Genomic DNA, 26,860 nt, shown 5'->3' on the forward strand with positions numbered 1-26,860 from the left:
AGTGCTGCTATTTTGTTGTAAAGCATGGGCAAATGCCAAGTTTAGCTGCAATATTTATTTTTAGATGTTATCATGTAACGTGTAAGTGAGAGGGCAGATTGAGAGATGTGCTCTCTTTTATTTTATCTGAAATAGCGGTGTTGGACTTTGGTCTAAATTGCATCTGTTTTTTAAATAAAGCACCATATGTTAGATGAAAATAGAATCAGTGTATTTCGCCAATTTATAGGAGGTATGTGTCAAAAAAATCAATTGCATTTCTGAGATCATGTTACGATTAACAAATGACTATATCTGAAAAATGTTGAATTTTTGTACATTTTATCAACATTTTAAGTGCAAATGATGTGTTATTAAATCAGGACTATTGCAGAAAAGTCGTATTAGAAAAGCTAAGACTGAGCACTTATTTTTTCTAAAACGATTTTGCAAAAAATTGCTCGGCTTGGGTCGAGTATATAAATGAGTGATGATGCCAATGAGGGCGTTATGATTCATAAATGACATTGGGTTTTCCTAATGTAGTGATAACGCCTCATGACATATGTCAACTGGGGACTAATGTCATGTTACCAATTTGACATTATCAATCATGGGTTTTGCTTAAAAAGCATCCTGGAAAATGTTTTTGCAATAGGAAATGGGTCCACAAATGCAAGAAGTTGCTGACGCACTGCGTCTTGACACTGAACTTTCCGCTGATAGTGCAGCGTATATTGAAGAACTTTACGAGCATTATTTGACGTCACCGGAATCAGTCGGTGCTGATTGGCGCGAATATTTCGATAAATTCCCGAAGGGTGATCAACCACACAGTAATGTACGTGAGCAATTCCTTTTATTAGGTCGTAATTCAAATCGCGTTCAAGCCATTGTTCAAGGTTCAGTGAGTTCTGAACATGAACAACGTCAAATTGGCGTGTTGCAACTGATTGCTGCTTACCGTAACCGTGGTCACCAAAAAGCAAAATTAGATCCACTAGGTTTGGCAAAACGTGAAGACGTGCCAGATCTTGATCTTGCTGCACATGGTTTAACCAAGTCTGATTTAGATACTGTTTTCCATACAGGTAATTTGGAAATTGGTAAGTCTGAAGCAACACTAGGCGAAATGGTTGATGCCATGCAGGCGATCTACTGCGGTTCAATTGGTGCAGAATACATGCACATTGTTGATACCAAAGAAAGACGCTGGATTCAACAACGCTTAGAAAGCGCACGTGGTAAGTTCACATTTACTGCAGATCAAAAGAAACACGTTCTTGAACGCTTAACAGCAGCTGAGGGTCTAGAAAAATATCTAGGTAATAAATACGTTGGTGCGAAACGCTTTGGTGTAGAAGGCGGTGAATCATTTATCCCGATGGTGAATGAAATCATTCAACGTGCGGGTGCTGTTGGCTGTAAAGAAGTCGTGATTGGCATGCCACACCGTGGTCGTTTGAACCTGCTTGTGAACATCATGGGTAAAAACCCTGCAGACCTATTTGGTGAGTTCGAAGGTAAGAGCTTGCATAAAAAAGGTTCTGGCGACGTAAAATATCACCAAGGTTTCTCATCTAACGTGATGACTCCGGGTGGTGAAGTGCACTTGGCACTTGCGTTTAACCCATCGCACTTAGAAATTGTTGGACCTGTGGTTGAAGGTTCTGTACGTGCGCGCCAAGTACGTCGTAAAGACATTGGTGGTGATGATGTATTGCCATTAATCGTTCACGGTGATGCCGCATTTGCAGGTCAAGGTGTTAACCAAGAAACCTTCCAAATGTCACAAACTCGCGGTTATACCGTAGGTGGTACAGTTCACATTGTGATTAACAACCAAGTTGGTTTCACAACATCTGACCCACGTGACGCACGTTCTACTGAATACTGTACTGACATTGCAAAAATGATTCAGGCGCCAATTTTCCACGTGAATGGCGATGATCCTGAAGCGGTGATTTTTGTATCTCAATTGGCACACGATTTCCGTCATACATTCCGTAAAGACGTTGTGATTGATTTGTTCTGCTACCGTCGTCGTGGTCACAACGAAGCTGACGAGCCAGCAGCAACTCAGCCAATGATGTATCAAGTGATCAACAAAAAGACTACAACACGTACTTTATATGCTGACCAATTGGTGCAAGAAGGTGTGTTGGATCGTGCTGCGGCAGATCAAATGGTTGAAGACTACCGTTCTGATTTAGAAGCGGGTAATCACGTTGCGAATGCGTTGGTACTTGAGCCAAATACCAAAATGTTTGTAGATTGGTCTCCGTACTTAGGTCACGATTATACAGACGTTTGGGATACGACTTTCCCTGTTGAGCGTTTGAAAGAACTTGGTCAAACCATGCGTAAACTTCCAGAAGGTTTCGTGATGCAGCGCCAAGTTGCCAAAGTGATTGACGATCGCTTGAAAATGCAAACAGGTGAAATGCCACTGAACTGGGGTGCAGCTGAAACTTTAGCTTATGCAACTTTGTTGGATGAAGGCTATTTAGTTCGTTTGACTGGTGAAGACGTAGGTCGTGGTACTTTCTCACACCGTCATGCGAAATTGCACAACCAAGTCGATGGTAAAACTTATATTCCGTTATGCCATATCAAAGAGAACCAACCACGTGTTGCAATCTACGACTCTTTATTGTCTGAAATGGCAGTATTGGCATTCGAATATGGTTATGCAACGACCCTTCCAAAGAGCTTGATCATTTGGGAAGCACAATTTGGTGACTTCGCAAACTGTGCTCAAGTGGTGATTGACCAGTTCATCTCATCTGGCGAAACCAAATGGGAGCGTGTATGTGGTTTAACGATGCTTCTTCCACACGGTTTTGAAGGTCAAGGTCCTGAGCACTCATCTGCACGTTTAGAGCGTTTCTTACAGCTTTGTGCGGAAGAAAACATGCAAGTGATGACACCAACAACACCTGCACAGATTTTCCACGCTTTACGTCGTCAGGCGATTCGTCCAATCCGTAAGCCAATGATCATCATGTCGCCGAAGTCTTTACTTCGTCACAAGTTAGCAGTGTCTAACCTTGATGAGCTTGCAACTGGTACATTCCAGACTGTGATTGATGAAGTTGACAACATCAACAAATCAGACGTGACGCGTTTGGTATTGTGTGGTGGTAAAGTGTATTACGACTTGCTTGAAAAGCGTCGTGAATTAGAATTGAACAATACTGCAATTGTTCGTATTGAACAGTTGTACCCATATCCAGAACAACGTCTTGCTGAAGTTCTTGCTTCTTATCCAAACGTAAAAGAATTAGTTTGGACTCAAGAAGAGCCGAAGAACCAAGGTGCTTGGTTATTCATCGCGCCACGTTTATATGATGACGTAATGAAAACTGGTAAACAGATTCGCATTAGTTATGCGGGTCGTGAAGCATCTGCAGCACCAGCGTGTGGTTCACCATATTTGCATGCAAAACAACAAGCTCAGCTCATCAATGACGCGCTTGCGATCGTAGCTGAATAACAGGAGATTCGAAGTAATGGCAACCGAAATTAAAGCACCGGTATTTCCAGAGTCAGTTGCAGACGGTACGATTGCAACTTGGCACAAACAACCAGGTGAAGCAGTTTCACGTGATGAGGTGATCTGTGATATTGAAACCGATAAAGTTGTTTTGGAAGTAGTCGCTCCTGCTGATGGCACAATCTCTGCAATCATCAAAAACGAAGGCGATACAGTTCTTTCTGACGAAGTAATTGCTCAATTTGAAGCGGGTGCTGTTTCTGGCGCTGCTCAAACTCAAGCAGTTCAGTCTGAAGCACAAGTAGAGCAAGCTGCGGCGAAAACTGAAGCAGGCGCTGCGCCAGTTGTTGAGCGTGCACAACCAGTTGCTGACCAAGCACCAGCAGTACGTAAAGCGTTGACTGAAACAGGTATCAATGCTGCAGACGTTTCTGGTACAGGTCGTGGTGGTCGTATCACTAAAGAAGATGTTGCAAATCATCAAGCTAAACCTGCTGCTGCAGCTGCGCCATTAAGCGTTGCGGTAGGTGAGCGTATTGAAAAACGTGTTCCTATGACACGTTTACGTAAGCGTGTCGCTGAGCGTTTACTTGCTGCGACTCAAGAAACTGCAATGTTGACTACGTTTAACGAAGTAAACATGAAGCCAATCATGGAAATGCGTGCACAATACAAAGATGCGTTTGAAAAACGTCATGGTGCACGTTTAGGCTTTATGTCTTTCTTTGTGAAAGCTGCAACTGAAGCACTTAAGCGTTATCCTGCTGTTAACGCTTCAATTGATGGCGATGATATCGTGTATCACGGTTACTACGACATCGGTGTAGCTGTATCTTCTGACCGTGGTCTAGTGGTTCCTGTATTACGTGATACAGACCGTATGAACTATGCTGAAGTAGAAAACGGTATCCGTGACTATGCTTACAAAGCACGTGACGGTAAGTTGGGTATTGAAGACATGACTGGCGGTACATTCACCATTACTAACGGTGGTACTTTCGGTTCATTGTTATCTACTCCAATTCTAAATACGCCACAAACTGCAATTTTGGGTATGCACAAAATCCAAGAGCGTCCTATGGCGGTTAATGGCCAAGTAGAAATCTTGCCAATGATGTATTTAGCGCTTTCTTATGACCACCGTTTAATTGATGGTAAAGAAGCTGTGGGTTTCCTTGTAACAATCAAAGAATTGTTAGAAGAACCAGCTAAACTCATCCTTGACCTTTAATTCTAAAGAATAAATCAGTGGGCTTGGAGCGATCCTCTAAGCCCATTTTTGGAGATAAAAATGTCTCAACAATTTGATCTTGTTGTTATTGGCGGTGGCCCAGGTGGTTATGAAGCGGCAATTCGTGCGGCTCAACTTGGCTTTAAAGTTGCGTGTATCGAAAAACGTATTCACAAAGGTAAACCATCTTTGGGTGGTACATGCTTAAACGTGGGCTGTATCCCATCTAAAGCATTACTTGATTCTTCACATCGTTATGAAGATACGGTTCATCACTTGGCTGATCATGGTATCACTACAGGTGAAGTACAGTTTGACCTTGCGAAGCTATTAGCACGTAAAGACAAAATCGTTGACCAATTAACTGGCGGTATTGATCAGTTATTAAAAGGTAACGGTGTTGAGTGGTTAAAAGGTACGGGTAAATTGCTTGCAGGTAAAAAAGTTGAGTTCGTTTCTCATGAAGGCGAAACTCAAGTTTTAGAGCCTAAGTATGTGATTCTTGCGACTGGTTCAGTTCCTGTAAATATTCCTGTTGCTCCTGTAGATCAAGACATTATTGTTGATTCTACTGGTGCATTAGAATTCCCAGAAGTGCCTAAGCGTTTAGGTGTGATTGGTGCAGGCGTAATTGGTCTTGAACTTGGTTCAGTATGGCGTCGTCTAGGTGCAGAAGTTGTTGTATTTGAAGCAATGGATGCATTCTTACCAATGGCTGACAAAGCTTTGGCAAAAGACTACCAAAAACTATTGACCAAGCAAGGTATGGATATCCGTATCGGTGCGAAAGTTTCAGGTACTGAAGTTAATGGTCGTGAAGTGACTGTTAAATATACCCAAGGCGGCGAAGACAAAGAACAAACTTTCGATAAATTGATCGTTTGTGTAGGTCGTCGTGCTTATGCTGAAGGTTTATTGGCAGATGACTGCGGTATTAAACTGACTGAACGTGGTTTGGTTGAAGTAAACGATTGGTGTGCAACTTCTGTTGAAGGTGTATATGCAATTGGTGACTTGGTACGTGGTCCAATGCTTGCACACAAAGCAATGGAAGAAGGCGTAATGGCAGTTGAGCGTATTCACGGTCATGCTGCACAAGTCAACTACGACACAATCATTTCAGTAATCTACACACACCCTGAAGCGGCGTGGGTTGGTTTAACTGAAGAGCAAGCGAAAGAAAAAGGCCACGAAGTGAAAACTGGTCAATTCGGTTTCGCGGTAAATGGTCGTGCTTTAGCTGCAGGCGAAGGTGCTGGTTTCGTGAAGTTTGTTGCAGATGCAAAAACAGATCGTTTATTGGGTATGCACGTGATTGGCCCTGCTGCGTCTGACATCGTTCACCAAGGTATGATTGCACTTGAATTTGTATCTTCAGTTGAAGATTTACAATTAATGACATTTGGTCATCCAACTTTCTCTGAAGTAGTGCATGAAGCTGCTTTAGCGGTGGATGGGCGTGCGATTCACGCGATTCAGCGTAAACGCAAATAACACTAAAAAGAGCGGCTTAGGCCGCTCTTTTTACATTTGATGGTTGTGTTTGTGGGAATAATCATCTAAAAATAAAGAGCATAGAAAATAGCACCACCATGGAAGACCAAGATCAAACCCAGATTTGATGCGGGTGGTGAGAACTGAATAAAAGAAGTAGTAAAAGGTTAGTCAATGAATTTACATGAGTATCAAGCGAAAGCGCTATTAAAAAAATATGGCATGCCAGTACAAGAAGGCATTTTGGCAACTACAGCCGTAGAAGCTGTGCAAGCTTTTGAGCAACTGGGCGGAAAATTTGCCGTAATGAAGGCGCAAGTACATGCGGGTGGCCGTGGTAAAGCGGGTGGTGTAAAAGTGGTGAAATCTGCACAGGAAGCTGCAGACTATGCCAATGAAATTATTGGTACACGCTTGGTCACTTATCAAACTGATGCTTATGGTCAGCCGGTAAACAGTATTTTGGTTGCAGAAGATGTCTATCCTGTAGAACGCGAATTGTACTTAGGTGCTGTGGTAGATCGTTCAAGCCGTCGTGTCACCTTTATGGCATCTACCGAAGGTGGGGTTGAAATTGAAAAAGTCGCAGAAGAAACCCCTGAAAAAATTATTAAAGTAGAAGTTGATCCATTGGTGGGGTTATTGCCATTTCAGGCGCGAGAAGTTGCTTTCGCCTTAAAACTAAAAGATAGCCAAATCACTCAGTTTGTAAAAATTATGACTGCGGCTTATCAGGCATTTATTGATAATGATTTTGCATTGTTTGAAATTAATCCACTTTCAGTGCGCGAAAATGGTGAGATTTTATGTGTCGATGCTAAAGTCGGAATTGACTCTAATGCGTTGTACCGTTTACCTGAGGTATTGGCGCTGCGAGATAAGTCACAAGAAAATGAGCGTGAATTGCGTGCATCAGAATTTGACCTGAACTATGTTGCTTTAGAAGGCAATATTGGTTGTATGGTGAATGGTGCAGGTTTGGCGATGGCAACCATGGATATTATTAAACTCTATGGTGGTCAGCCTGCGAACTTCTTGGATGTAGGTGGTGGTGCAACCAAAGAACGCGTAATTGAAGCCTTTAAAATTATTTTGGCAGATCACTCGGTTAAAGGCGTACTGATTAATATTTTTGGTGGAATTGTACGTTGTGACATGATTGCGGAAGCAATTATTGCAGCGGTTCAGGAAGTAAATGTGACAGTACCTGTAGTGGTTCGCCTAGAAGGGAACAACTCGGAACTTGGTGCAAAATTACTCGATGAATCAGGATTAAAACTTATTTCTGCAAACGGCTTGTCTGATGCCGCAGAAAAAATTGTTGCTGCAGTGAAAGCTTAAGGAGAATCAGGATGAGCGTATTAATTAATAAAGACACCAAAGTATTGGTACAAGGTTTCACTGGTAAAAATGGTACTTTTCACTCAGCACAAGCACTTGATTATGGAACTAAAGTGGTGGGTGGGGTAACGCCAGGAAAAGGTGGTCAAACCCATTTGGAATTACCTGTATTTAACACCATGAAAGAAGCTGTACGTGAAACAGGTGCAGATGCATCGGTGATTTATGTGCCTGCACCGTTTGTTTTAGATTCGATTGTAGAAGCAGTCGATTCTGGAGTAGGTTTGATTGTGGTGATTACGGAAGGTGTGCCAACCATCGACATGCTCAAAGCCAAGCGTTATTTAGAAACCAATGGCAATGGTACACGTTTGGTGGGACCAAACTGCCCAGGTGTGATTACACCAGGTGAATGTAAAATTGGCATCATGCCAGGGCATATTCATCAACCAGGACGAATTGGCATTATTTCACGTTCAGGTACTTTGACCTATGAAGCTGTGGCACAAACCACCAAATTAGGTTTAGGGCAATCGACCTGTATCGGGATTGGTGGTGACCCAATTCCAGGTATGAACCAAATTGATGCTTTAAAATTGTTCCAAGACGACCCAGACACCGATGCGATTGTTATGATTGGTGAAATTGGTGGTACGGCAGAAGAAGAAGCTGCGGAATATATCCAGTCGAATGTTAGCAAACCTGTGGTGGGTTATATTGCAGGAGTGACAGCACCTAAAGGTAAGCGTATGGGACATGCGGGTGCAATTATTTCAGGCGGTAAAGGCACTGCGGAAGAAAAATTTGCAGCCTTTGAGCGTGCTGGAATTGCTTATACGCGTAGCCCTGCTGAATTGGGTTCTACCATGTGGCAAGTCTTAAAAGATCAGGATTTGCTTAAATAAGTCAAATTTTGAAGAGCTTGATTTTATTCTGCGCTCAATCCCCAATATTGGGGATTTTTTTATGCTGAAAAATTAGCCATACTTAAAAGATAAAGTATTTGTTATGAGTTGATTTGGTATAAATTGTGTGAGCAGGTAACATTTTGCCAAAAGTGTTGCTATCAAAGATGGGCATAATATTGCGAAATATTTCACATTAATTACATTTTGTGTGCGGAGTAGCGCGTGTTAACAAGAAGAAAGAAATTTTCAATCTATTATGTGTCTGCATTATCTTGCATGTCACTGTTTCCAACGGTTTATGCGCAAGAGAGTGTGGATCAACTGCGTGAACAAAGCATTCTTGCGATACGTTCAGGGCAAATTGATGCTGGCTTTCAGCAACTTGAGTCCTTGCTGCAGCAATATCCACAAAATCAAAAGCTTTTAGCAGATTATATTGTAACTGCGTATAGTCACAATAAAATTGGTCTGCATCAGCTGCCATACTTGAACGCTATTCAGGCAGCACAATTTCCTGAATATGGGCAAGTGAGCGCGATTAAAACTTTGCGTGATTTAAAACAATATCCTGCCGCTTTGGCGTTGGTGCAACAGTTTCAACAGTTGAAACCTGCTGAGTCTTGGCAAGTTTGGCGTGCAGTATTACATGCAGAATCTAGTCAAATTGAACAAGCCCGTCAAGACGTGAAAAGTATCCATCTAGCTACGCTAAGTGCAGATTATTTAGCACAATTGTCTTATGTTTACAGACTCTTAGAAATGCCAGTCGAAGCCTTACAAGCAGCAGAGGCATCTTTGGCGAAACAGGTGACCAGCAACGCGCAAGAACAATATGTTTTAGCACTTATGCTGAATGGGGACTCCCCACGTGCTGAAGCTTATATGCAAGAACATCAACTGAATCAAAGTAATTTAGTATTTACTGCAAAATTACAAGAACTTTCACAGAAAATTTTAAATGCAGTGCAGTTCTATAAATCTGCCAGTTATCGGAATGAGGGCGAAAAAGCCTTTTATCCTTTAGATGCTGTATTGGCAGAAATGAAAGCCTTATCTGCGGAACTGCCAGAACAAGCAGATTTACAACGCCGCTTTTATTATGAATATATCTATGCGCTAAATCAGCGTAATCGCTCTAAAGAAGTGTTGCTTGCAGTTCAACAGCTCAACATGAATCCGCAAGAGATGCCAGCTTATGTACGTCATGCCATTGCCGATGCATATTTGAAACTGCAACAACCTGCTAAGGCTGAACCGCTGTATTTGAGTTTGTTTAAAGAAAAGAATTATGTCGATTATTCGGTATACGCAGGTTTGTATTATGCCTATATCGAGCAGGAAAAATTTAAACAGGCCAATCAGCTGATTCAAGAGATGGATAAAACGCTGCCGACCTTTAGTTATAGTGATGCCAAAGGTGTAGAGCGAACCACACATTCAGATCGTTTGGAATATTTGAGTTTGAAAGGTTTGAATTATGCCTATCGAAATCAACATGCCAAAGCCGAGCAGTATTTTCAAGATTTGGTTGAACATGCACCTAGCAATGTCGCTTTCCAAAATAATTTGGCACTCATTCAGCGTTGGCGTGAAAAACCTTTAGATGCCGAACACACGGTTTCTCAATGGAACGGCATGACGCCAATTAGCCAAACCACGCAAATCAATCAGATGCAAAATGCACAGATGTTGGGTGAAATTGAGCGTTGGCGTGCCATTAATCAATATTTATACCAAACCGTACCTGATGATACTGCGGTGCAACGTAGCCGCAAAGAGTTGAATGATCGGGAACATTTTTCGATTCAGCATTCAAGTACTTGGTCGGAAAGTAAGTCTGATCAACAACAACTTTTAAATCAGCTTAAAGGCAGCAATGAACAGAATCATTGGACGCGTCTTAATAGTCCGTGGATGAATGATCATTATCGTCTGTTTGCCGATCATGCTTATCGCTGGTCAAAATACCAAGAAGGGAAAATAGATGATCAGCGAGTTGGTTTAGGTTTAGAGTGGAACAAGCAACGTAAAGCAGCCAGCATTTTGTTGTCAGATAGTGTGGACGATAGCCGTTTTGGCGTTGAACTCGATTGGACGCATGCCTTAAATGATCATTGGCAATATCGTCTTAATTTTAATACGCAGGCAAATATTCCCTTACAAGCTATTCGGGATGGTTACGAGGGCGAGTCGTATTTGGTTGGTTTGAACTGGCAACAGAATGAATCACGCAAAGCAGGCTGGCAATACCAATTGACGGATATTGATGATGGCAATACACGCCATGAAACATCGGCATTTTTTAGCCAGCGAATTTATTCAGCTCCGCATCATTTAACCACAGCAACTGTTGCAGGTTATTACGGTCAAAACGATAACATTGCGACCAATTATTTTAACCCTGAACGAAGCCACAGTCTTGAATTGCGCTTAGCGCACGATTGGATGACGTGGCGTAATTATGAGCATCATTTGAATCAGCGTTTTGAAGCGACTGTCGGTACCTATCAACAAAAAGGTTATTCAAATGATCCGATTTATAACTTTTTTTATGGACATGAATGGCAACTTTCCAGAACTTGGAAGTTGAATTATGGAGTGGGGTGGGGAGTACATCCTTACGATGGTGAGGATGAAGAAAAAACCTATGCAGTTTTAGGTTTTGAGGGACGCTTCTAATGAAAAAACAAATCAGTATTTTAAGTGCAATGTGTCTGGCATTGCTCAGTGGTGGCGCAGCTTCGGCATTTGCTAATAGTGCAACACAGCCTCAACCCAATGCAACTGACGCAGCTGCAACCAATATAGACAACCAACAAGCTTATTCGTTTGTCACCCTGACTTTTCACGATGTCCGTGATGATGTCAAAAAAAGAGGTGATCGTGATGTGTATGCGGTAAGCACCAAAAATTTTGCCCAATTTTTAGCGTGGATTAAGAAAAATGGCTGGCAGCCAATTCGTTTAGAAGATGTATGGCAAGCGCGTCAGTTTAAAAAACCGTTGCCTGAAAAAGCCGTATTAATTACGGTAGATGACGGTGCGCTCAGCAGCTATACCAAAATTTTCCCATTGCTCAAGCTGTACCAAGTGCCTGCGGTTTTTGCCATTCCAACCAGTTGGATTAATGGTAATACCCAAGCTGCCTATGAGGCTTATGGTTCTGGCAACTTAATGAACTGGGATCAGATGCGTGAAATTCAGCGCTCTGGTTTGGTCGAGTTTGTGTCGCACAGTGACAACTTACACTATGGTATTTTGTCGAATCCGCAACAAAATAAGCAGCCTGCGGCAATTGCGCGTTTGTATGATGAAAAAACCCAAAGCTATGAAAGCGACGCAGCATATAAGCAACGTATTCTGGCAGATTTAAAACGCTCTAAACAGGTACTGGAAAAAGAATTAGGTGTAGAAAGCCGAGCAATTTTCTGGCCTTACGGTGCAGCGAGTAAAGAAACCGAAGATATTGCAATAGAAGCTGGTTTTCCAATGTCATTCAGTTTGGGGAGTGTTTTGACCCTCGCTGATGCAGAAAAGACCTATCAACGCGCCTTGATTATGGATAACCCAACGCCAGAAGTGATTCATGAAGGCATGCGTGAATTTTTAACTTATACCCGTGCGCCGTATAAGCAACGCAAAAGTATTTTACGCTATGACTTGGCCGATATGGCTGCTGTAAGTTATGACCAAGCCGATCAAAAACTGGGGCAGCTTTTAAATCAGGTCAATGCACTTAAAACCAATACCTTGTTATTAAAAGTGGTAGCAGACAGCAATGCCGATGGCAAGGTGGATGTTGCGTATTTTCCAAACCGCCAACTGAAAATGCAGCAGAATTTACTCAACCGTACCGTGTGGCAAGCACGCACACGGGTTGGGCATCGCGTATATGCCGAGTTACCGCTCAGTTTGCAAACCCAACAGGGCTATAGCTTGGCAGACTTCACTACAGATTTGGTGAAAAATAATAGCTCGATTGAAGGTTTAATGTTAGATACAGGCTCTAGTCTGAATTGTGCTTTGGCGCAAGAGAAATGGACAGCAGAATGCCAAGCCGCTGTGCAGCAGATTATCGACATTAAAAACCAGACTAAAAAAGCGGCTAAATATTACACCAATATCAGTAACAACTACCAAACAGCTTTAAAAGTAGATGGTAACCAAACCTCATTTAAAGGCTTAAAACAAGTGGTTCAGCTGATTCCAGATCATGCCGATTTTATCTATATCAGCATTGATCCTGTTCAAGCTGCATCGCATTTTTCAGACCTCAAACATGCAATTGCGCATTTGAATGAACAAGAAAGACAGCATTTGATGGTGACTTTTGAAGTGAATCCTCAAGCGACTGCGCATCAATGGCAGCATTATCAAAATGCTTATGCTGCGCTCAGACAGTTGTCTATACAGAAATTAGGAGTAGAAAATTACCATTTGAATATGGGAGAGCAGGTTCATCAACACCTTTATGCGCCGCTCAGTTTAAACGAAAGCCCTTTGGAATATCGCGACCTATTCCAGACCAGAACAGGACGTTGATATTATGATGAACTTTGCACAATTTGATCTGAGTGATTTATATTTTGGCTTTGCATTTTTCTATCCGCTGTTTATGGCGTGGTTATGGATTGCAGGCGGAATCTGGTTTTATTTTAAGCGCGAATATCGTCAAAATGATTTGCCTGAACCTAGTCAGGAAGGCTGTAGTATCATTATTCCTTGTTTTAATGAAGAAGAACAAGTCCGTGCGACTATTCGTTACGCCATGCAGACGCAATATCCACTATTTGAAGTGATTGCAGTCAATGATGGCAGTAGCGATAGAACAGCCGAAATTTTAGATGAACTGGCAGCACAATATCCAAAACTTCGTGTAGTCCATTTGGCTGAAAATCAGGGCAAAGCCTATGCCTTGCGGGCAGGAACGATGGTCAGCCAATATGAGTTTTTGGTGTGTATTGATGGTGATGCCTTACTGCATCCGCATGCAGTATTCTGGATGATGCACCAATTGACCAGTTATCCGCGTGTGGGGGCTGTGACAGGAAATCCACGTATTATTAACCGTTCTAGTATTTTAGGTAAGTTACAAGTTGGTGAGTTTTCATCAATTATTGGTCTAATTAAACGTGCTCAACGTACCTATGGACGTATTTTTACTGTGTCGGGCGTGATCGCAGGTTTTCGTAAAACCGCTTTAGACCGCATTGGCTATTGGCGCGATGACATGATCACTGAAGATATTGATGTATCTTGGCGTTTGCAGTTTGACCACTGGGATTTGCAATACGTGCCGAAAGCTTTGTGCTACATCTATATGCCCGAAACCTTTAAAGGTTTGTGGAAGCAGCGTCTGCGCTGGTCGCAAGGTGGGGTAGAAGTCCTGTTTGCCTATGTGCGTAAGATGTTCAAATGGCGTTTGCGCCGTATGTGGCCGATTGCGATTGAAGCCATAATCAGTATTACTTGGGCATACGTAATTTTCGGGATATTCCTGTTATATCTGTATGGCTTATTTTTTCCTGTACCAACAGAATGGTACATCCAGACTATTTTTCCACAGTGGTATGGTGTAGTTTTGGGTGTGACTTGTTTGATTCAGTTCTTTGTCAGCCTCTGTATTGACCATCAATACGATAAAAGCCGTACATTCAGAACCTACTTTTGGGTCATTTGGTATCCATTATTTTTCTGGATTTTAATGATGCTGACGACAGTGGTGGCATTGCCTAAAACCATTCTGAAAAAGAATAAACGTGCGCGTTGGGTCAGCCCAGACCGTGGTTTTAGAGGAGAAGATGAACATGCCTAAATATGAAATGATTCAGGATGAATCTCAGCTCGAAATTCCTCAATATATTGATGAGCCAAAATATGTGCGCAATAAAAGTGCGGGCTATGGTCTATTCTTTTTAGGATGGCTGGTCTGGATTTGGCTGTTCTTGCCGCTGATTACCTTGCTGTTGTGGTGGTATGAAGGTTATACCGTTTATCACCACTTAATTATTGGCAATGGCCCAGATGGCCCGATCAGTTTGTTGCATATTGCTTTAGCCATCGACATTTTTATTCTGTTCTTGTTGGTGTGGGCAAGTTACAACTGGATTCGCTTTCGTAATAAAGAGCGTCGTCATGCACCGATCCCTGTGACTGCGGAACACATGGCGAAAAGTTTTGCTTTACAAGTTACAGATATTGAAACTTTAAAACAGGCTAAAAATGTGACTTTGCATTATGACGAAGACGGTGTTTTGCAACAGTACGCCATCAACCAAACTTTGCCAGTAGCGTCTGTCGCTACTGGGCTGAATCAGGTTCAGCCTCAAGCTGAAAACTAAGCTGCATGGGTTTGACTTGTGGATGCTGTGCAACAAAGTCATCAGGATAATAACCAATATGTTTCACACCATGCTGCTCTAAAAGTTGGATGCTGTGCTGCAATTCTTGAGTTGAAATTTTCTGCTGGTTGCGCCAATTGACCGTTTGTAATTCAAAAATAGTACGATCCAAATTTGGGTCGTATTTTTTTGCATGCTGAATTAAATCCAAATAGAATTTTTTATGGTTTTTGGCTTGCTCCATATAGGGCATGGCCATGATGGCATTGTAGTCATAATAACGATAGGTACTTGGCATGGACTGTGCAAACCATTGTTCACTTTGGGGTTGCGTGACCACAGGTGCATACATATTACGTGCTACCAATAAATTGGGTTGGTATTGCTTGAGTACTTGAGTAATACCTGCTGCCAATTGATCTAAATAAGCGGTTTTATATTTGGCTAAACGTGCCTGTTTGGGATGTCTGAGGTCTTTAAAAATACGATGTGAAAACCCCCATTGCTGATAATATTTACGTGCCAAAGCCGAAGAATCTTCATAATCTGACAAGGTCACATCATCATGGTACAACACACCATCGACAGGATTGTGTTGAATGAAATCACGGTAAATATCTACAATAATTTCTAGGTTTTTCTGTTCAAAAGGTGAAAGGCGAATATAGCCTTTTTGACCACCTTGACGATGTTGTACATAATTGAATTGCTGATTTTTCGGCAATTCCCACGCCAAAACAGGCAGCCATGCATAGACGTGCTGCACTTGTGTGTTTTGACGAATTTGCTGCAGTAGCTGTGGAAATAAGTTGTCACGCACAGGCACATAACGGTTTTCGAAATACACCTGATCTGCAGAGCCGTTGGCATCTGGGTCGGCAAAGGCCTGTAAAAAAATCGTATTTGGTCGAATGTTTTGAATGCGTTGAATCAAGGCTTGAATATTACGTTGTTGCTGGGCTTTGTCTGTATCGAAAACATAATCTAAATCAATATGCATAATCCGCATTTGCGCAATAGGCTTAATCTGTTTTGCTTTTTGTTGAGTCTGTTGTGTAGCGGGTTGTTCCAAGTTTTTTAGGACATTTTCAATAGGATGTTGAGTAATCACGGGTAAGCTTTGTGCATGTACCGCCATAGGCAGGGTTAGGCTGAATAGTCCAATTTGACATACTCGGTTCAAGGCTTGGCTAAATTTTTTTGGAAATACAGACATAAGACTTTCATCAAGCAGCACAGAATAGATTTACTCTAATCACAATAGCGGATAGTTCAAGTAATTTTTTGCATCTCGGGAAATTATTTTTATTGTTGTACAAGCTGTATAAATAGCTGATTCAAATAAAAAAATACGCAATGATTGGGGTGATCATTGCGTATGAAAAACGAATCTGCTTTCACAGCTTCGATAACGGAGAAATGTTATGAAATTAGGATTGCTCCTAAAGCATGTAAGTATACTAAACTGAGAATGAATACTATTCCGCAGTATTCAGGTTACGTGATGTTAAATCACGTAAGTAATAAGTGTTTTTTGTGAGTCGAGTCAGCTTGTGTTGATTTTTCACTCAAATAAAAAGTCTCTTATTCATGTGAATAAGAGACTTTAAAATATTTGTATCTACAAAATGCTTAGAAGCGGAATACACCCAAGCCAGCTTTCACTTCCTCTAAAGTTTGCTGGGTAATATCACGGCATTTGTCGGTGCCTGTTTTCAAAATATCCATAATGTAGTCAGGATCTTTAGCAAGTTCGATACGACGTTCACGGATCGGCCCAATCAATTCTTTTAGAATGCCTTCCAAACGCTTTTTCACCGTACCATCGCCCAAACCACCACGACGATAATGCGCTTTCAGTTCTTCAAGTTCTTCTTTGTTGGTATCGAAGGCATCTAAATAAGTAAATACTACGTTGCCTTCAACCTGACCTGGGTCTTCGATACGCAGGTGATTTGGGTCGGTGTACATTGCATTGACAGCTTTTTTAATGTCTTTGTCTGTGGCATCTAACACAATGGTATTGCCCAGTGATTTTGACATTTTCGCTTTACCATCAAAACCAGGTAAACGTCCGACATTTGACAACAATGCCTGACATTCAGGTAGTAAGTCATGACCAATTTGACGATTCACCCGACGCACAATTTCATTGGTCTGTTCAATCATTGGAATTTGGTCTTCACCTACAGGAACGACCGTTGCTTTAAATGCAGTAATATCGGCTGCTTGAGCTACAGGGTAGCACAGGAAACCTGCAGGAATATCACGCTCAAAACCACGCATCTGAATTTCAGATTTAATGGTTGGGTTACGCTCCAAACGTGCCACAGTCACGAAGTTTAAATACAACATGGTGAGTTCGTTTAATGCAGGCAGGCAAGATTGCACGCAAATGGTGGTTTTTGTAGGATCAATCCCCACCGCTAAATAATCGGTTGCTACCTCAATAATATTACGACGGACTTTTTCAAAGTTATCGGCATTGTCAGTTAAGGCTTGAGCATCGGCAAGTAACAGGTGTTGATGATGTGAGTCTTGTAAACCTACACGTGAACGTAAAGAACCCACAAAGTGACCTAAATGTAGTTGTCCAGTTGGACGATCGCCTGTCAAAATCACAGGACGATTATCTTGATTACTCATTTTTTATTCCAAGTCGTATCTACGACATCTATGTACCGATGAATTGCTACATTGTAAGGCATAACATTTTTCAATGTCACTTCCTTAAGTGAGTTGAATAGAATTTGCTGTAAAAAATTTTGCTGTAAAAATTAATGAAGTAAATACAGACCCTATATAAATTCAGTTTTAAAATAACTTGAAAATCATATAAGGATAACAACGCAATGGCGAGCAGCTTATTACTTTTATTAGATGACATTGCAACAGTTTTAGATGATGTGGCAGTTATGAGCAAAATGGCTGCAAAAAAAACCGCAGGGGTTTTGGGCGATGATTTGGCGTTGAATGCGCAGCAAGTCAGTGGTGTACGTGCAGAGCGTGAGTTGCCTGTGGTATGGCGTGTGGCTAAAGGTTCATTCATCAATAAGCTAATTTTAGTACCGCTCGCGTTATTAATTAGTGTCGTTGCGCCGTGGTTAATCAATCCTTTATTGGTGGTTGGTGGTCTATTTTTAAGTTATGAAGGTGTGGAAAAAATCATGCACACCTTACAACACAAAAAAGCCCAAACGGCTAAAGAAGCGCAACTTGAGCTAATTCAAACTGAGCAAGACCTTGCGGCTTATGAAACCGAAAAAATTAAAGGTGCTGTGCGTACTGACTTTATTTTATCGGCGGAAATTGTGGTGATTTCTTTGGGGACTGTGGCTGCGGCAGGCTTTCTAACCAAAGTGACAGTATTAAGTTTAATTGCGATTGCCATGACGGTGGGTGTCTATGGGTTCGTTGCGTTAATTGTCAAAATTGATGACATTGGTTTATACCTCACAGAACAAGCTGCCAATTTTAAACAACGTATTGGGAGTGGTTTACTGGCATTTGCTCCAATTTTAATGAAGACTTTATCTGTGGTGGGTACTGCAGCGATGTTCTTGGTTGGTGGAGGAATTATCAATCATGCTATTCCTTTTGTGCACCATTTCACAGAAGATACGGTAGAGTATGTACAAGACATCCCAACGATGGGCAGTATTGTAGGTTCAGTCACGCCAATGTTGATGAACCTTGTCGTGGGTATTTTGGCAGGCATCTTGGTGGTGATTGTGGTCGCACTTGTTCAAAAAGTGTGGTCAAAGTCTAAATCGGCTTAATCTATTATCAGAGTTTAAGAGAAGGATAAGAATAATGCGTTGGAAAGGTCGTCGAGTTAGCACGAATGTAGAAGACCGCCGTGGTGGCGGTGGAGCAAAAGCGGGCGGTATCAGTATTTTGGGCTTAGTGGTGGCCTTTGTTGCATGGAAGTTCTTTGGCATCGATCCGCAATCGGCTTATCAAGCGACCAAGCAAGTCACCTCACATGCGCAAAGTGCTGAAACTAAAGGTTTAGATAATCCAACTCCTGAACAACAAGAGGCGATGGAGTTTGTGGGCACTGTTTTGGCCGATACAGAAGATACGTGGTCACAAGTGTTTCAGCAGCAGTTAAATAGCCAATATATACCACCTAAACTGGTGTTATTTACAGGTGTGGTCAATTCTGGCTGTGGTACGGCACAATCGGCAATGGGGCCATTTTATTGTCCTGCCGATCAAAAAGTATATATTGATACTTCATTCTTCCAAGCCATGCGTCAGCAAATGGGCATTGGTGGTGAACAAAATCAGACTGAATTAAGCCGAAATGATCAGGCGGGCGATTTTGCTCAAGCCTATGTGGTGGCGCATGAAGTTGGTCATCATATTCAGACCATTTTAGGGATTTCAGAACAAGTGCATAAAGCACGTCAGCAAGTCAGCGAAGTACAGGGTAATCAGCTTTCGGTACGTCAGGAATTACAAGCGGACTGTTTATCGGGAGTGTGGGCGCATCATAACCATCAACGTACTCAATTCCTCGAACAAGGTGATATTGAAGAAGCAATGGATGCGGCACATAAAATTGGCGATGACTATTTACAAAAACGTGCACGTGGGCAAGTCGTGCCTGATAGCTTTACGCATGGTACCAGTGCACAGCGCGTACAATGGTTCCAGACTGGCTTAAAATCAGGCTTGATCAGTGATTGTGATACATTCAATGCCGCAATTTAACTGACTTAAAAATCAAGTTTTATAAACAAAAGGAGTGCTGCCAGTCGCTCCTTTTTTATAGGCTAAATGAATGCGAGTGGATAGATGCAAACAACGTTAAGCCGTAAACTGAGTGATGAATTAGCACACATGATTTTGAACGTGGTGTGTTTGATTCCAGCAGGTCAGGTTGCGACCTATGGGCAAGTGGCACGCCTAGCGGGTCTGCCCAAACATGCACGTTTGGTCGGTTATGTCCTCAGGCATTTATCGGCAGAACATACTGTGCCGTGGCATCGGGTGATTAATGCGCAAGGAAAAATTAGCCTAAGCAAACTAAACGCCCAAGGAGAAAATATACAAACTTTAAAATTACAGGAAGAAGGGATTGTGGTAATTGCAGAAAAGGTGAATTTAAAACAATACCAATGGCAGAATTAAACTGAGCTGCTAAATCGAGCGTTTAATATTGAGATATGGTGATACTGAGAAAATTTGCTGAATAGAGTGCTGCAAATAAAAATTTTAGAACAAACAAAGAAATCTAAATGAGAGGGGAAGTTCCTCACTTCCGTAGAAATGAGGAACACGCAATCTTATTGACGTACAACCAATACAGGTGTTGTACCTTCACTTAGGATGCTTTGCGCAACGCTACCTAAGAATAATTTTTTCAAGCCAGTGCGGCCATGTGAACCAATCACGATAAGGTCAGCATTTAAGTCTTTTGCAGCATTGGTAATTTCGCGTGCAATTACTTGACCTTCAAGTAGTTTAGTTTCAGCTTCAACACCTTGTTCAGTGAATTTTTGCTTTGCTTCTTCTAAAGTTTTTACGATAGAAGCGCGAGCGCGTTCAATCAAGTCATTGGTTTGGTTTGCAGTGATGTATTCTGCAGCAATATACGGGTCAAGTGTAAGTACTTGTACCACAGTGATTTTACTACCAAATGCTTTTGCAAGTTCAGCAGCTTTTGCAACAGCGGCAAAAGAAGTTTCAGAACCGTCCACTGGTACGAGGATGTTTTGGTAAGCCATGAGTGTTTCTCCTTATTGTAATTTCAATACTTTAATAAAATATTCGCTCTGAGTCCTGTCTTATCTTACGCTGAATTCATATAGAATAAAACCCAGTAATTTCATAAAGATAATTGAGTGCTGTAAGTCCTTATTTCACCTTAATTTAGCATGAAATTATGAAGCTGTGCTTTCAATTCAACTAAAGTTTTAGTCATTTTTTGTTTGCGTGTTTGTCAAAAAATCGATCAGTTGATTGACATCATTACTCTGCAATTGTTCGCGGATTTTCAGTAAATATTTTTCATCAAAATCATACAGTTTTAGCGCCAAAAGTTGAGCAATCTCTGTTTCACTAAAGCGGTATTTAATTACTTTGGCAGGCACACCTGCCACAATAGCGTAAGGCGGTACATCTTGCGTAACCACTGCACCTGTCGCCACAATTGCACCTTCGCCTAGTTCAACACCTTGCATAATCATGGCGCGACTGCCAATCCAGCAGCCATCGCCAATTGTGGTATCACCTGCCGCAACAAAACTGCGAGTATCAAACGGAAAAGCCGAAACCCAGTCACTGCGATGCAATTGATTGCCACCCATCATAATCACGCATTCCGCACCAAAACAGACAAAATTGCCAATATGTAATTGATCAATTGGCTTGTCTGCTGTTGCAGGTTTGTCATGTAAATAACGCACCACACAACGTTCAAAACCCTGATCCCAATAGGCTGAATAATAAGAGTAATTGCCTTTGATGTGGATGTTGGGGTTTTTCACAGTTTTGGAGATGAACTCAAATTCGCACCAGTGTTTAACAGGGGAATTAATCAGCGTTTCGGACATGGTTTTTTCGTGTGGAGAGATGAGGGGATTATATCTGAAATTTTGAACCTCTCCCTAGCCCTTTCCTAGAAGGAGAGGGAATGTTCAAAATATTAGTTGACCACTACACTTTAGTGATTTGAAAGCTTAAAGTATCTATCTTAAAAAATTCCACAAATACATAAAAACATTTTTAACACTGTTTGGAAATAAGAATCCCCAAATAGCAAAAAAGAGTGATGATGCCAATACGATACTGACAGGACTGGTTTGTGGATTGATAAAGAGTCCCCAGACTGGAATTAAAATCAGTCCTAACACAGCCCCAGAAAGCGCATAAACAAATGCATGAATGATGCGATTTTCCATCTTATTTTCCTCTATTTTTATCGCAGTATAATCTATAAGCTCGGCTGTATGATTTATAGACAATAAAAAACCCCTCAAAGAGGGGCATCGCGTGTAGTCATCTTTATTAAAACTTAAAGATATTCTACATTCACAATTTCATATTCCACTTCGCCTTGCGGAGTGACAATTTTGGCTTCATCGCCTTCATTTTTGCCCAACAAACCGCGTGCAATAGGCGAATTCACTGAAATTTTATTGATTTTAAAATCAGCTTCATCATCACCTACAATTTTGTAGGTTTTTTGCTCTTCGGTGTCTAGGTTTTCAATGGTCACAGTCACACCAAAAACCACACGTCCGTTTTGTTCCAATTCTTTAACATCAATTACTTGGCAAGCGCCTAATTTACCTTCGATGTCTTGGATACGACCTTCGCAGAAACCTTGCTGTTCACGTGCGGCATGGTATTCAGCATTTTCTTTTAAATCGCCATGTTCACGCGCTTCTGCAATCGCTGCAGTAATACGTGGACGTTCAACCGATTTAAGTTGTTGTAATTCTTGCTCTAAAGCGTGTTTACCTTCAGGCGTCATAGGATAACGTTGCATGTTGTCCCTCTTTAAAAATATTGAAGTCTATAAATGAAAAAAGCCCGCCACCCGAAAGGTGACGGGACTTTATTGAAATGTATTAACCTACAGTAAGATCTTGCAGGCGATATACATCCATTGGTAATTTAATCGCTAAGGCTTGGCATACAGCATCTGCGCCATTCAAGGTCGTGGTGTAATACACTTTACCTTGCAATGCAGAACGACGGATTGAGAATGAATCCTGCTGAGCTTGTTTGCCTTCAGAAGTATTGATGATGAGGTGAATCTCACCATTTTTCAAGCGGTCTACAATGTGTGGGCGACCTTCAGTCACTTTATTCACACGTTCACACTCAATACCTGCATCGGTGATGACTTTATGCGTACCACCCGTTGCAACAAGTTTGAAGCCAAAATCAGCCAATTGTTTTGCAATACGCGCCACATGCGGTTTATCTGACTCACGTACAGATAAGAATGCATGTTTTACTTCGCCTTCAGTTGGGATTCCTGGTAAGCGATCATTCGAGCCTAACACAGCTTTATAGAATGCTTCACCAAAAGTTTTGCCCACACCCATCACTTCACCTGTAGATTTCATCTCAGGCCCAAGCACAGGGTCTACACCAGGGAACTTGTTGAATGGGAACACAGCTTCTTTCACAGAGAAGTGTTGCGGAATAATTTCTTTAGTAAAGCCTTGTGCTTCTAAAGATTGACCTGCCATACAACGTGCTGCAACTTTAGCCAATGATTCGCCAATACACTTAGAAACGAACGGAACAGTACGTGATGCACGTGGGTTCACTTCCAAGATATAAACGTCATTGCCTTTCACTGCAAACTGTACGTTCATTAGACCAATAACGCCCAACTCTTTTGCCATTGCAACAGTTTGACGACGCATTTCGTCCTGTACTTCATCTGACAATGAATAAGGTGGAATTGAACATGCTGAGTCGCCAGAGTGAATACCTGCTTGTTCGATGTGCTGCATAATACCGCCAATCACCACATCTTTACCGTCAGATACGCAGTCTACGTCAACTTCAATCGCATCATCCAAGAAACGGTCTAACAGTACAGGTGCATCGTTAGATGCTTGAACTGCATCACGCAAGTAGCGTTTCAATTCTTCTTCGTTATACACGATTTCCATTGCACGACCACCCAATACATAAGATGGACGAACAACGAGCGGGTAACCCACTTTCGCTGCTTCTGCGATACCTTCTTCAGCAGATTTTACAATGCTGTTGTTAGGCTGACGCAATTGCAGACGTTGAATCATTTGCTGGAAACGCTCACGGTCTTCTGCACGGTCAATTGCATCTGGTGATGTACCAATAATTGGCGCACCTGCCTCTTCTAAAGCGCGTGCCAATTTCAATGGAGTTTGACCACCGTACTGTACGATAATGCCTTTTGGCTTTTCAGTACGTACGATTTCAAGTACATCTTCCAAAGTAATTGGTTCAAAGTACAAACGGTCTGAAGTGTCGTAATCGGTAGATACTGTTTCAGGGTTACAGTTCACCATGATGGTCTCAAAACCATCTTCACGCATTGCAAGCGCAGCGTGTACACAGCAGTAATCGAATTCGATACCTTGACCGATACGGTTTGGACCACCGCCAATCACCATGATCTTGTCTTTCGCTGAAGGATTCGACTCACACTCTTCATCGTAAGTTGAATACATATATGCTGTGTCAGATTCAAACTCTGCAGCACAGGTATCTACACGTTTATAAACTGGGGTTACGCCCAAGTTCCAACGGTGTTTACGGAATTGCTTTTGTGAAATACCCATCAAGTTCGCAATACGTAGGTCAGATAAACCTTTACGTTTGAACGAACGGATGTTGTCAGCGTTTAGATCACCAAAACCTAAAGTTTTGATTTCATTTTCAGTGTTCACGATGTCTTGAATTTGAATTAAGAACCAACGGTCAATTTTGGTCGCTTCAAAAACTTCGTCCAAGCTAAAGCCATGACGGAATGCGTCAGCCACGTACCAAATACGCTCAGGGCCTGGAACTTTTAATTCAACTAAAATTTTGTCGTGTGCGCCTTCAGCACCCACTTCAATTTGTTCGTCAAAACCACACGCACCAGTTTCTAAACCACGAAGCGCTTTATTTACAGACTCTTGGAAATTACGGCCAATTGCCATGACTTCACCTACAGATTTCATCTGTGTGGTTAAAGTCGCGTCTGCTTGCGGGAACTTTTCAAAGTTGAAACGTGGAACTTTAGTGACAACGTAGTCAATTGATGGTTCAAATGCCGCAGGAGTGGTACCGCCTGTGATGTCATTTTTCAGTTCATCAAGGGTATAACCCACAGCCAATTTCGCTGCAACTTTTGCAATTGGGAAACCAGTGGCTTTAGATGCAAGTGCAGATGAACGAGATACACGTGGGTTCATCTCAATCACAACCATACGACCAGTATTCGGGCAAATGCCGAACTGAACGTTAGAACCACCTGTTTCTACACCAATTTCACGAAGTACCGCTAAAGATGCATTACGCATCAATTGGTATTCTTTGTCCGTCAAAGTTTGCGCAGGAGCAACGGTGATTGAGTCACCAGTGTGCACGCCCATTGGGTCAAAGTTTTCGATTGAACATACGATGATACAGTTGTCGTTTTTATCACGTACAACTTCCATCTCATATTCTTTCCAACCAATAAGTGATTCATCAATCAATAATTGTTTGGTTGGAGAAAGATCGAAACCGCGTTCACAGATTTCAAGGAATTCTTCTTTGTTATATGCGATACCGCCACCAGAACCACCCATGGTGAATGATGGACGAATAATCACAGGGAAGCCAAAGCGAGATTGAATCTCAAGTGCTTCTTCCATAGATTCAGCAATTGCTGCTTTTGGACACTCAAGACCAATTTTGCGCATTGCTTCATCAAACAATTTACGGTCTTCGGCTTTTTCAATCGCGTCTTTGGTTGCACCAATTAATTCAACATTGTATTTGGCTAAAATACCGTTGGCATCTAATGCAAGCGCACAGTTCAATGCAGTTTGACCACCCATGGTCGGAAGTACTGCATCTGGACGTTCTTTTTCAATGATTGCTGCAACAGTCTGCCAAGTGATTGGCTCGATATAAGTTGCATCTGCCATTGCAGGGTCAGTCATGATGGTCGCAGGGTTCGAGTTTACCAAAATAACGCGGTAACCTTCTTCACGCAGCGCTTTACATGCTTGAGCACCAGAATAGTCAAACTCACAAGCCTGACCAATAACAATAGGACCAGCACCAATAATTAAGATGCTTTTAATATCCGTACGTTTAGGCATTATTTCGCTCCTTAATTACTTCTTAGCGGCTTCAATAAGTTCGATGAAATGATCGAACAAGAGTGCGCAGTCATGTGGACCTGAACTTGCTTCTGGGTGACCTTGGAAGCTAAATGCAGGCTTGTCTGTACGATGAATACCTTGGTTTGTGCCATCGAACAATGAACGATGCGTTGAACATACATTGCTTGGTAAGGTGCTTTCATCTACCGCGAAGCCGTGGTTCTGAGAAGTAATCATCACTGTACCAGTTTCTAAGTTCTGTACAGGATGGTTTGCGCCGTGGTGACCGTGCGGCATTTTCATTGTTTTTGCACCTGATGCAAGTGCAAGAATTTGGTGACCTAAACAGATACCAAATACAGGAGTATTCGTGGTTTCTACAATTGTTTTTACAGCTTCAATTGCGTAGTCACATGCAGCAGGATCGCCAGGGCCATTTGACAAGAAAATGCCATCTGGGTTTAACGCAAGGACTTTTTCAGCAGGGGTTTGTGCAGGAACAACGGTTAATTTGCAACCGCGGTCTGCGAGCATACGCAGGATGTTGGTTTTGACACCGTAATCGTATGCAACCACATGATATTTAAGTTCAGGTTGAGTAAAGCCTTTGCCAAGTTCCCATGAACCTTCAGTCCATTCAAAACCTTCAGGGTCGCAGCATACTTTTGCAAGATCTAAGCCGTTTAAGCCGCCAAATGCACGTGCTTTTGCAATTGCTTCTTCTTCAGTGATATTTTCACCAGCAAGAATACAACCGTTTTGCGCACCTTTGGAACGTAAAATACGGGTCAATTTACGGGTATCAATATCGGCAATTGCAACAACATTGTGTTGTTGTAAGTATTCGCCTAAAGATTGAGTAGAACGGAAGTTACTGTGTAATAAAGGCAAATCACGGATAATTAAACCGTTTGCCCATACTTTATGAATTCGACCTGACTCAACATCTTCATCATTGCAACCAGTGTTCCCAATATGTGGGTAAGTTAAAGTCACAAGTTGTTGTGCATAACTCGGGTCGGTCAAAATTTCTTGATAGCCAGTCATGGCAGTGTTAAAAACGACTTCACCAGTCGTGCTTCCCGTTGCACCGATAGACGTACCTTTAAAGATTGTACCGTCGGCGAGGGCTAAAATGGCGGGGGTGCTCAAACCAAAGCTCCTGAACTAAAACCACAAAAATAGGGCTGTAAAAAAGCGAGTAGACGAAAAAAAAGGAAGGTCAATATTTAAACCTACCCTCCTATGTCTGCT

Annotated in this window: 20 protein-coding genes; 12 read left to right on the forward strand and 8 right to left on the reverse strand. The window is 41.9% G+C overall.

Annotation, left to right across the window (positions count from 1 at the left end):
- Positions 1-652: 652 nt before the first annotated feature.
- From FTU92_RS06940 to pgaD, 9 genes are all read left to right on the forward strand, one after another.
- Positions 653-3,475, forward strand: coding sequence for a 2-oxoglutarate dehydrogenase E1 component (locus FTU92_RS06940; RefSeq protein WP_180096041.1), 2,823 nt, complete (start codon positions 653-655; stop codon positions 3,473-3,475).
- Positions 3,476-3,491: 16 nt separating this feature from the next.
- The gene (gene odhB, locus FTU92_RS06945; RefSeq protein WP_180095964.1) at positions 3,492-4,706 is read left to right on the forward strand and encodes a 2-oxoglutarate dehydrogenase complex dihydrolipoyllysine-residue succinyltransferase; all 1,215 of its coding nucleotides are present in this window, start codon (positions 3,492-3,494) and stop codon (positions 4,704-4,706) included.
- A gap of 60 nt (positions 4,707-4,766) precedes the next feature.
- On the forward strand, positions 4,767-6,200 hold the full coding sequence (gene lpdA, locus FTU92_RS06950; protein ID WP_004972188.1) for a dihydrolipoyl dehydrogenase: 1,434 nt from the start codon (positions 4,767-4,769) through the stop codon (positions 6,198-6,200).
- A gap of 174 nt (positions 6,201-6,374) precedes the next feature.
- Positions 6,375-7,541 (forward strand): ADP-forming succinate--CoA ligase subunit beta, encoded by a 1,167-nt coding sequence (gene sucC, locus FTU92_RS06955; RefSeq protein WP_168418044.1) that lies wholly within the window; start codon positions 6,375-6,377, stop codon positions 7,539-7,541.
- Between the two features lie 11 nt (positions 7,542-7,552).
- Entirely contained in the window at positions 7,553-8,446 is an 894-nt protein-coding gene (sucD, locus tag FTU92_RS06960; RefSeq protein WP_180095966.1) for a succinate--CoA ligase subunit alpha, read from the forward strand.
- A gap of 279 nt (positions 8,447-8,725) precedes the next feature.
- Positions 8,726-11,128 (forward strand): poly-beta-1,6 N-acetyl-D-glucosamine export porin PgaA, encoded by a 2,403-nt coding sequence (gene pgaA / locus FTU92_RS06965; RefSeq protein WP_180095968.1) that lies wholly within the window; start codon positions 8,726-8,728, stop codon positions 11,126-11,128.
- Positions 11,128-12,990 carry a poly-beta-1,6-N-acetyl-D-glucosamine N-deacetylase PgaB gene (pgaB, locus tag FTU92_RS06970; protein WP_180095970.1) on the forward strand — a complete coding sequence of 621 codons (1,863 nt, stop codon included), beginning with the start codon at positions 11,128-11,130 and terminating at the stop codon, positions 12,988-12,990. The genes pgaA and pgaB (FTU92_RS06970) overlap by 1 nt, the downstream gene beginning before the upstream one ends.
- A 4-nt stretch (positions 12,991-12,994) precedes the next feature.
- On the forward strand, positions 12,995-14,263 hold the full coding sequence (pgaC, locus tag FTU92_RS06975; protein ID WP_180043617.1) for a poly-beta-1,6-N-acetyl-D-glucosamine synthase: 1,269 nt from the start codon (positions 12,995-12,997) through the stop codon (positions 14,261-14,263).
- On the forward strand, positions 14,256-14,789 hold the full coding sequence (gene pgaD / locus FTU92_RS06980) for a poly-beta-1,6-N-acetyl-D-glucosamine biosynthesis protein PgaD (protein ID WP_180043619.1): 534 nt from the start codon (positions 14,256-14,258) through the stop codon (positions 14,787-14,789). The genes pgaC and pgaD overlap by 8 nt, the downstream gene beginning before the upstream one ends.
- On the opposite strand, the gene pgaB (FTU92_RS06985) is transcribed toward pgaD, so the two are convergent.
- Positions 14,749-16,005: a poly-beta-1,6-N-acetyl-D-glucosamine N-deacetylase PgaB gene (gene pgaB / locus FTU92_RS06985; RefSeq protein WP_180043621.1), complete on the reverse strand. Its 1,257-nt coding sequence runs from the start codon at positions 16,003-16,005 to the stop codon at positions 14,749-14,751. The genes pgaD and pgaB (FTU92_RS06985) overlap by 41 nt on opposite strands.
- A gap of 416 nt (positions 16,006-16,421) precedes the next feature.
- Positions 16,422-17,435 (reverse strand): tryptophan--tRNA ligase, encoded by a 1,014-nt coding sequence (gene trpS, locus FTU92_RS06990; RefSeq protein WP_180095972.1) that lies wholly within the window; start codon positions 17,433-17,435, stop codon positions 16,422-16,424.
- A 206-nt stretch (positions 17,436-17,641) separates the two neighbouring features.
- On the opposite strand from trpS, the gene FTU92_RS06995 reads away from it, so the two are divergent.
- From FTU92_RS06995 to FTU92_RS07005, 3 genes are all read left to right on the forward strand, one after another.
- The gene (locus tag FTU92_RS06995) at positions 17,642-18,568 is read left to right on the forward strand and encodes a DUF808 domain-containing protein (RefSeq protein ID WP_004972181.1); all 927 of its coding nucleotides are present in this window, start codon (positions 17,642-17,644) and stop codon (positions 18,566-18,568) included.
- Positions 18,569-18,602: 34 nt separating this feature from the next.
- Entirely contained in the window at positions 18,603-19,508 is a 906-nt protein-coding gene (locus tag FTU92_RS07000; RefSeq protein ID WP_104853154.1) for a neutral zinc metallopeptidase, read from the forward strand.
- A gap of 84 nt (positions 19,509-19,592) precedes the next feature.
- Complete coding sequence (locus FTU92_RS07005) at positions 19,593-19,928, forward strand: MGMT family protein (protein ID WP_167845850.1); 336 nt, start codon at positions 19,593-19,595, stop codon at positions 19,926-19,928.
- A 155-nt stretch (positions 19,929-20,083) separates the two neighbouring features.
- On the opposite strand, the gene FTU92_RS07010 is transcribed toward FTU92_RS07005, so the two are convergent.
- The 6 genes from FTU92_RS07010 to carA form a co-directional block, all read right to left on the reverse strand.
- Complete coding sequence (locus FTU92_RS07010) at positions 20,084-20,524, reverse strand: universal stress protein (protein ID WP_004972175.1); 441 nt, start codon at positions 20,522-20,524, stop codon at positions 20,084-20,086.
- A gap of 189 nt (positions 20,525-20,713) precedes the next feature.
- A complete protein-coding gene (locus tag FTU92_RS07015; protein WP_096901002.1) occupies positions 20,714-21,352 on the reverse strand; it encodes a CatB-related O-acetyltransferase in 639 nt (212 codons plus the stop codon).
- 135 nt (positions 21,353-21,487) lie between these two features.
- Positions 21,488-21,763, reverse strand: a complete 276-nt coding sequence (locus FTU92_RS07020; protein ID WP_257218771.1) for a hypothetical protein — start codon at positions 21,761-21,763, stop codon at positions 21,488-21,490.
- Positions 21,764-21,813: 50 nt separating this feature from the next.
- Complete coding sequence (greA, locus tag FTU92_RS07025; RefSeq protein WP_004972169.1) at positions 21,814-22,290, reverse strand: transcription elongation factor GreA; 477 nt, start codon at positions 22,288-22,290, stop codon at positions 21,814-21,816.
- Between the two features lie 82 nt (positions 22,291-22,372).
- Complete coding sequence (gene carB, locus FTU92_RS07030) at positions 22,373-25,603, reverse strand: carbamoyl-phosphate synthase large subunit (RefSeq protein WP_180095974.1); 3,231 nt, start codon at positions 25,601-25,603, stop codon at positions 22,373-22,375.
- Positions 25,604-25,618: 15 nt separating this feature from the next.
- Entirely contained in the window at positions 25,619-26,758 is a 1,140-nt protein-coding gene (carA, locus tag FTU92_RS07035) for a glutamine-hydrolyzing carbamoyl-phosphate synthase small subunit (RefSeq protein ID WP_154320968.1), read from the reverse strand.
- Between the last annotated feature and the right edge of the window lie 102 nt (positions 26,759-26,860).

The sequence above is a fragment of the Acinetobacter sp. YH12205 genome (genome assembly GCF_013418125.1).
Lineage (GTDB): Bacteria > Pseudomonadota > Gammaproteobacteria > Pseudomonadales > Moraxellaceae > Acinetobacter > Acinetobacter towneri.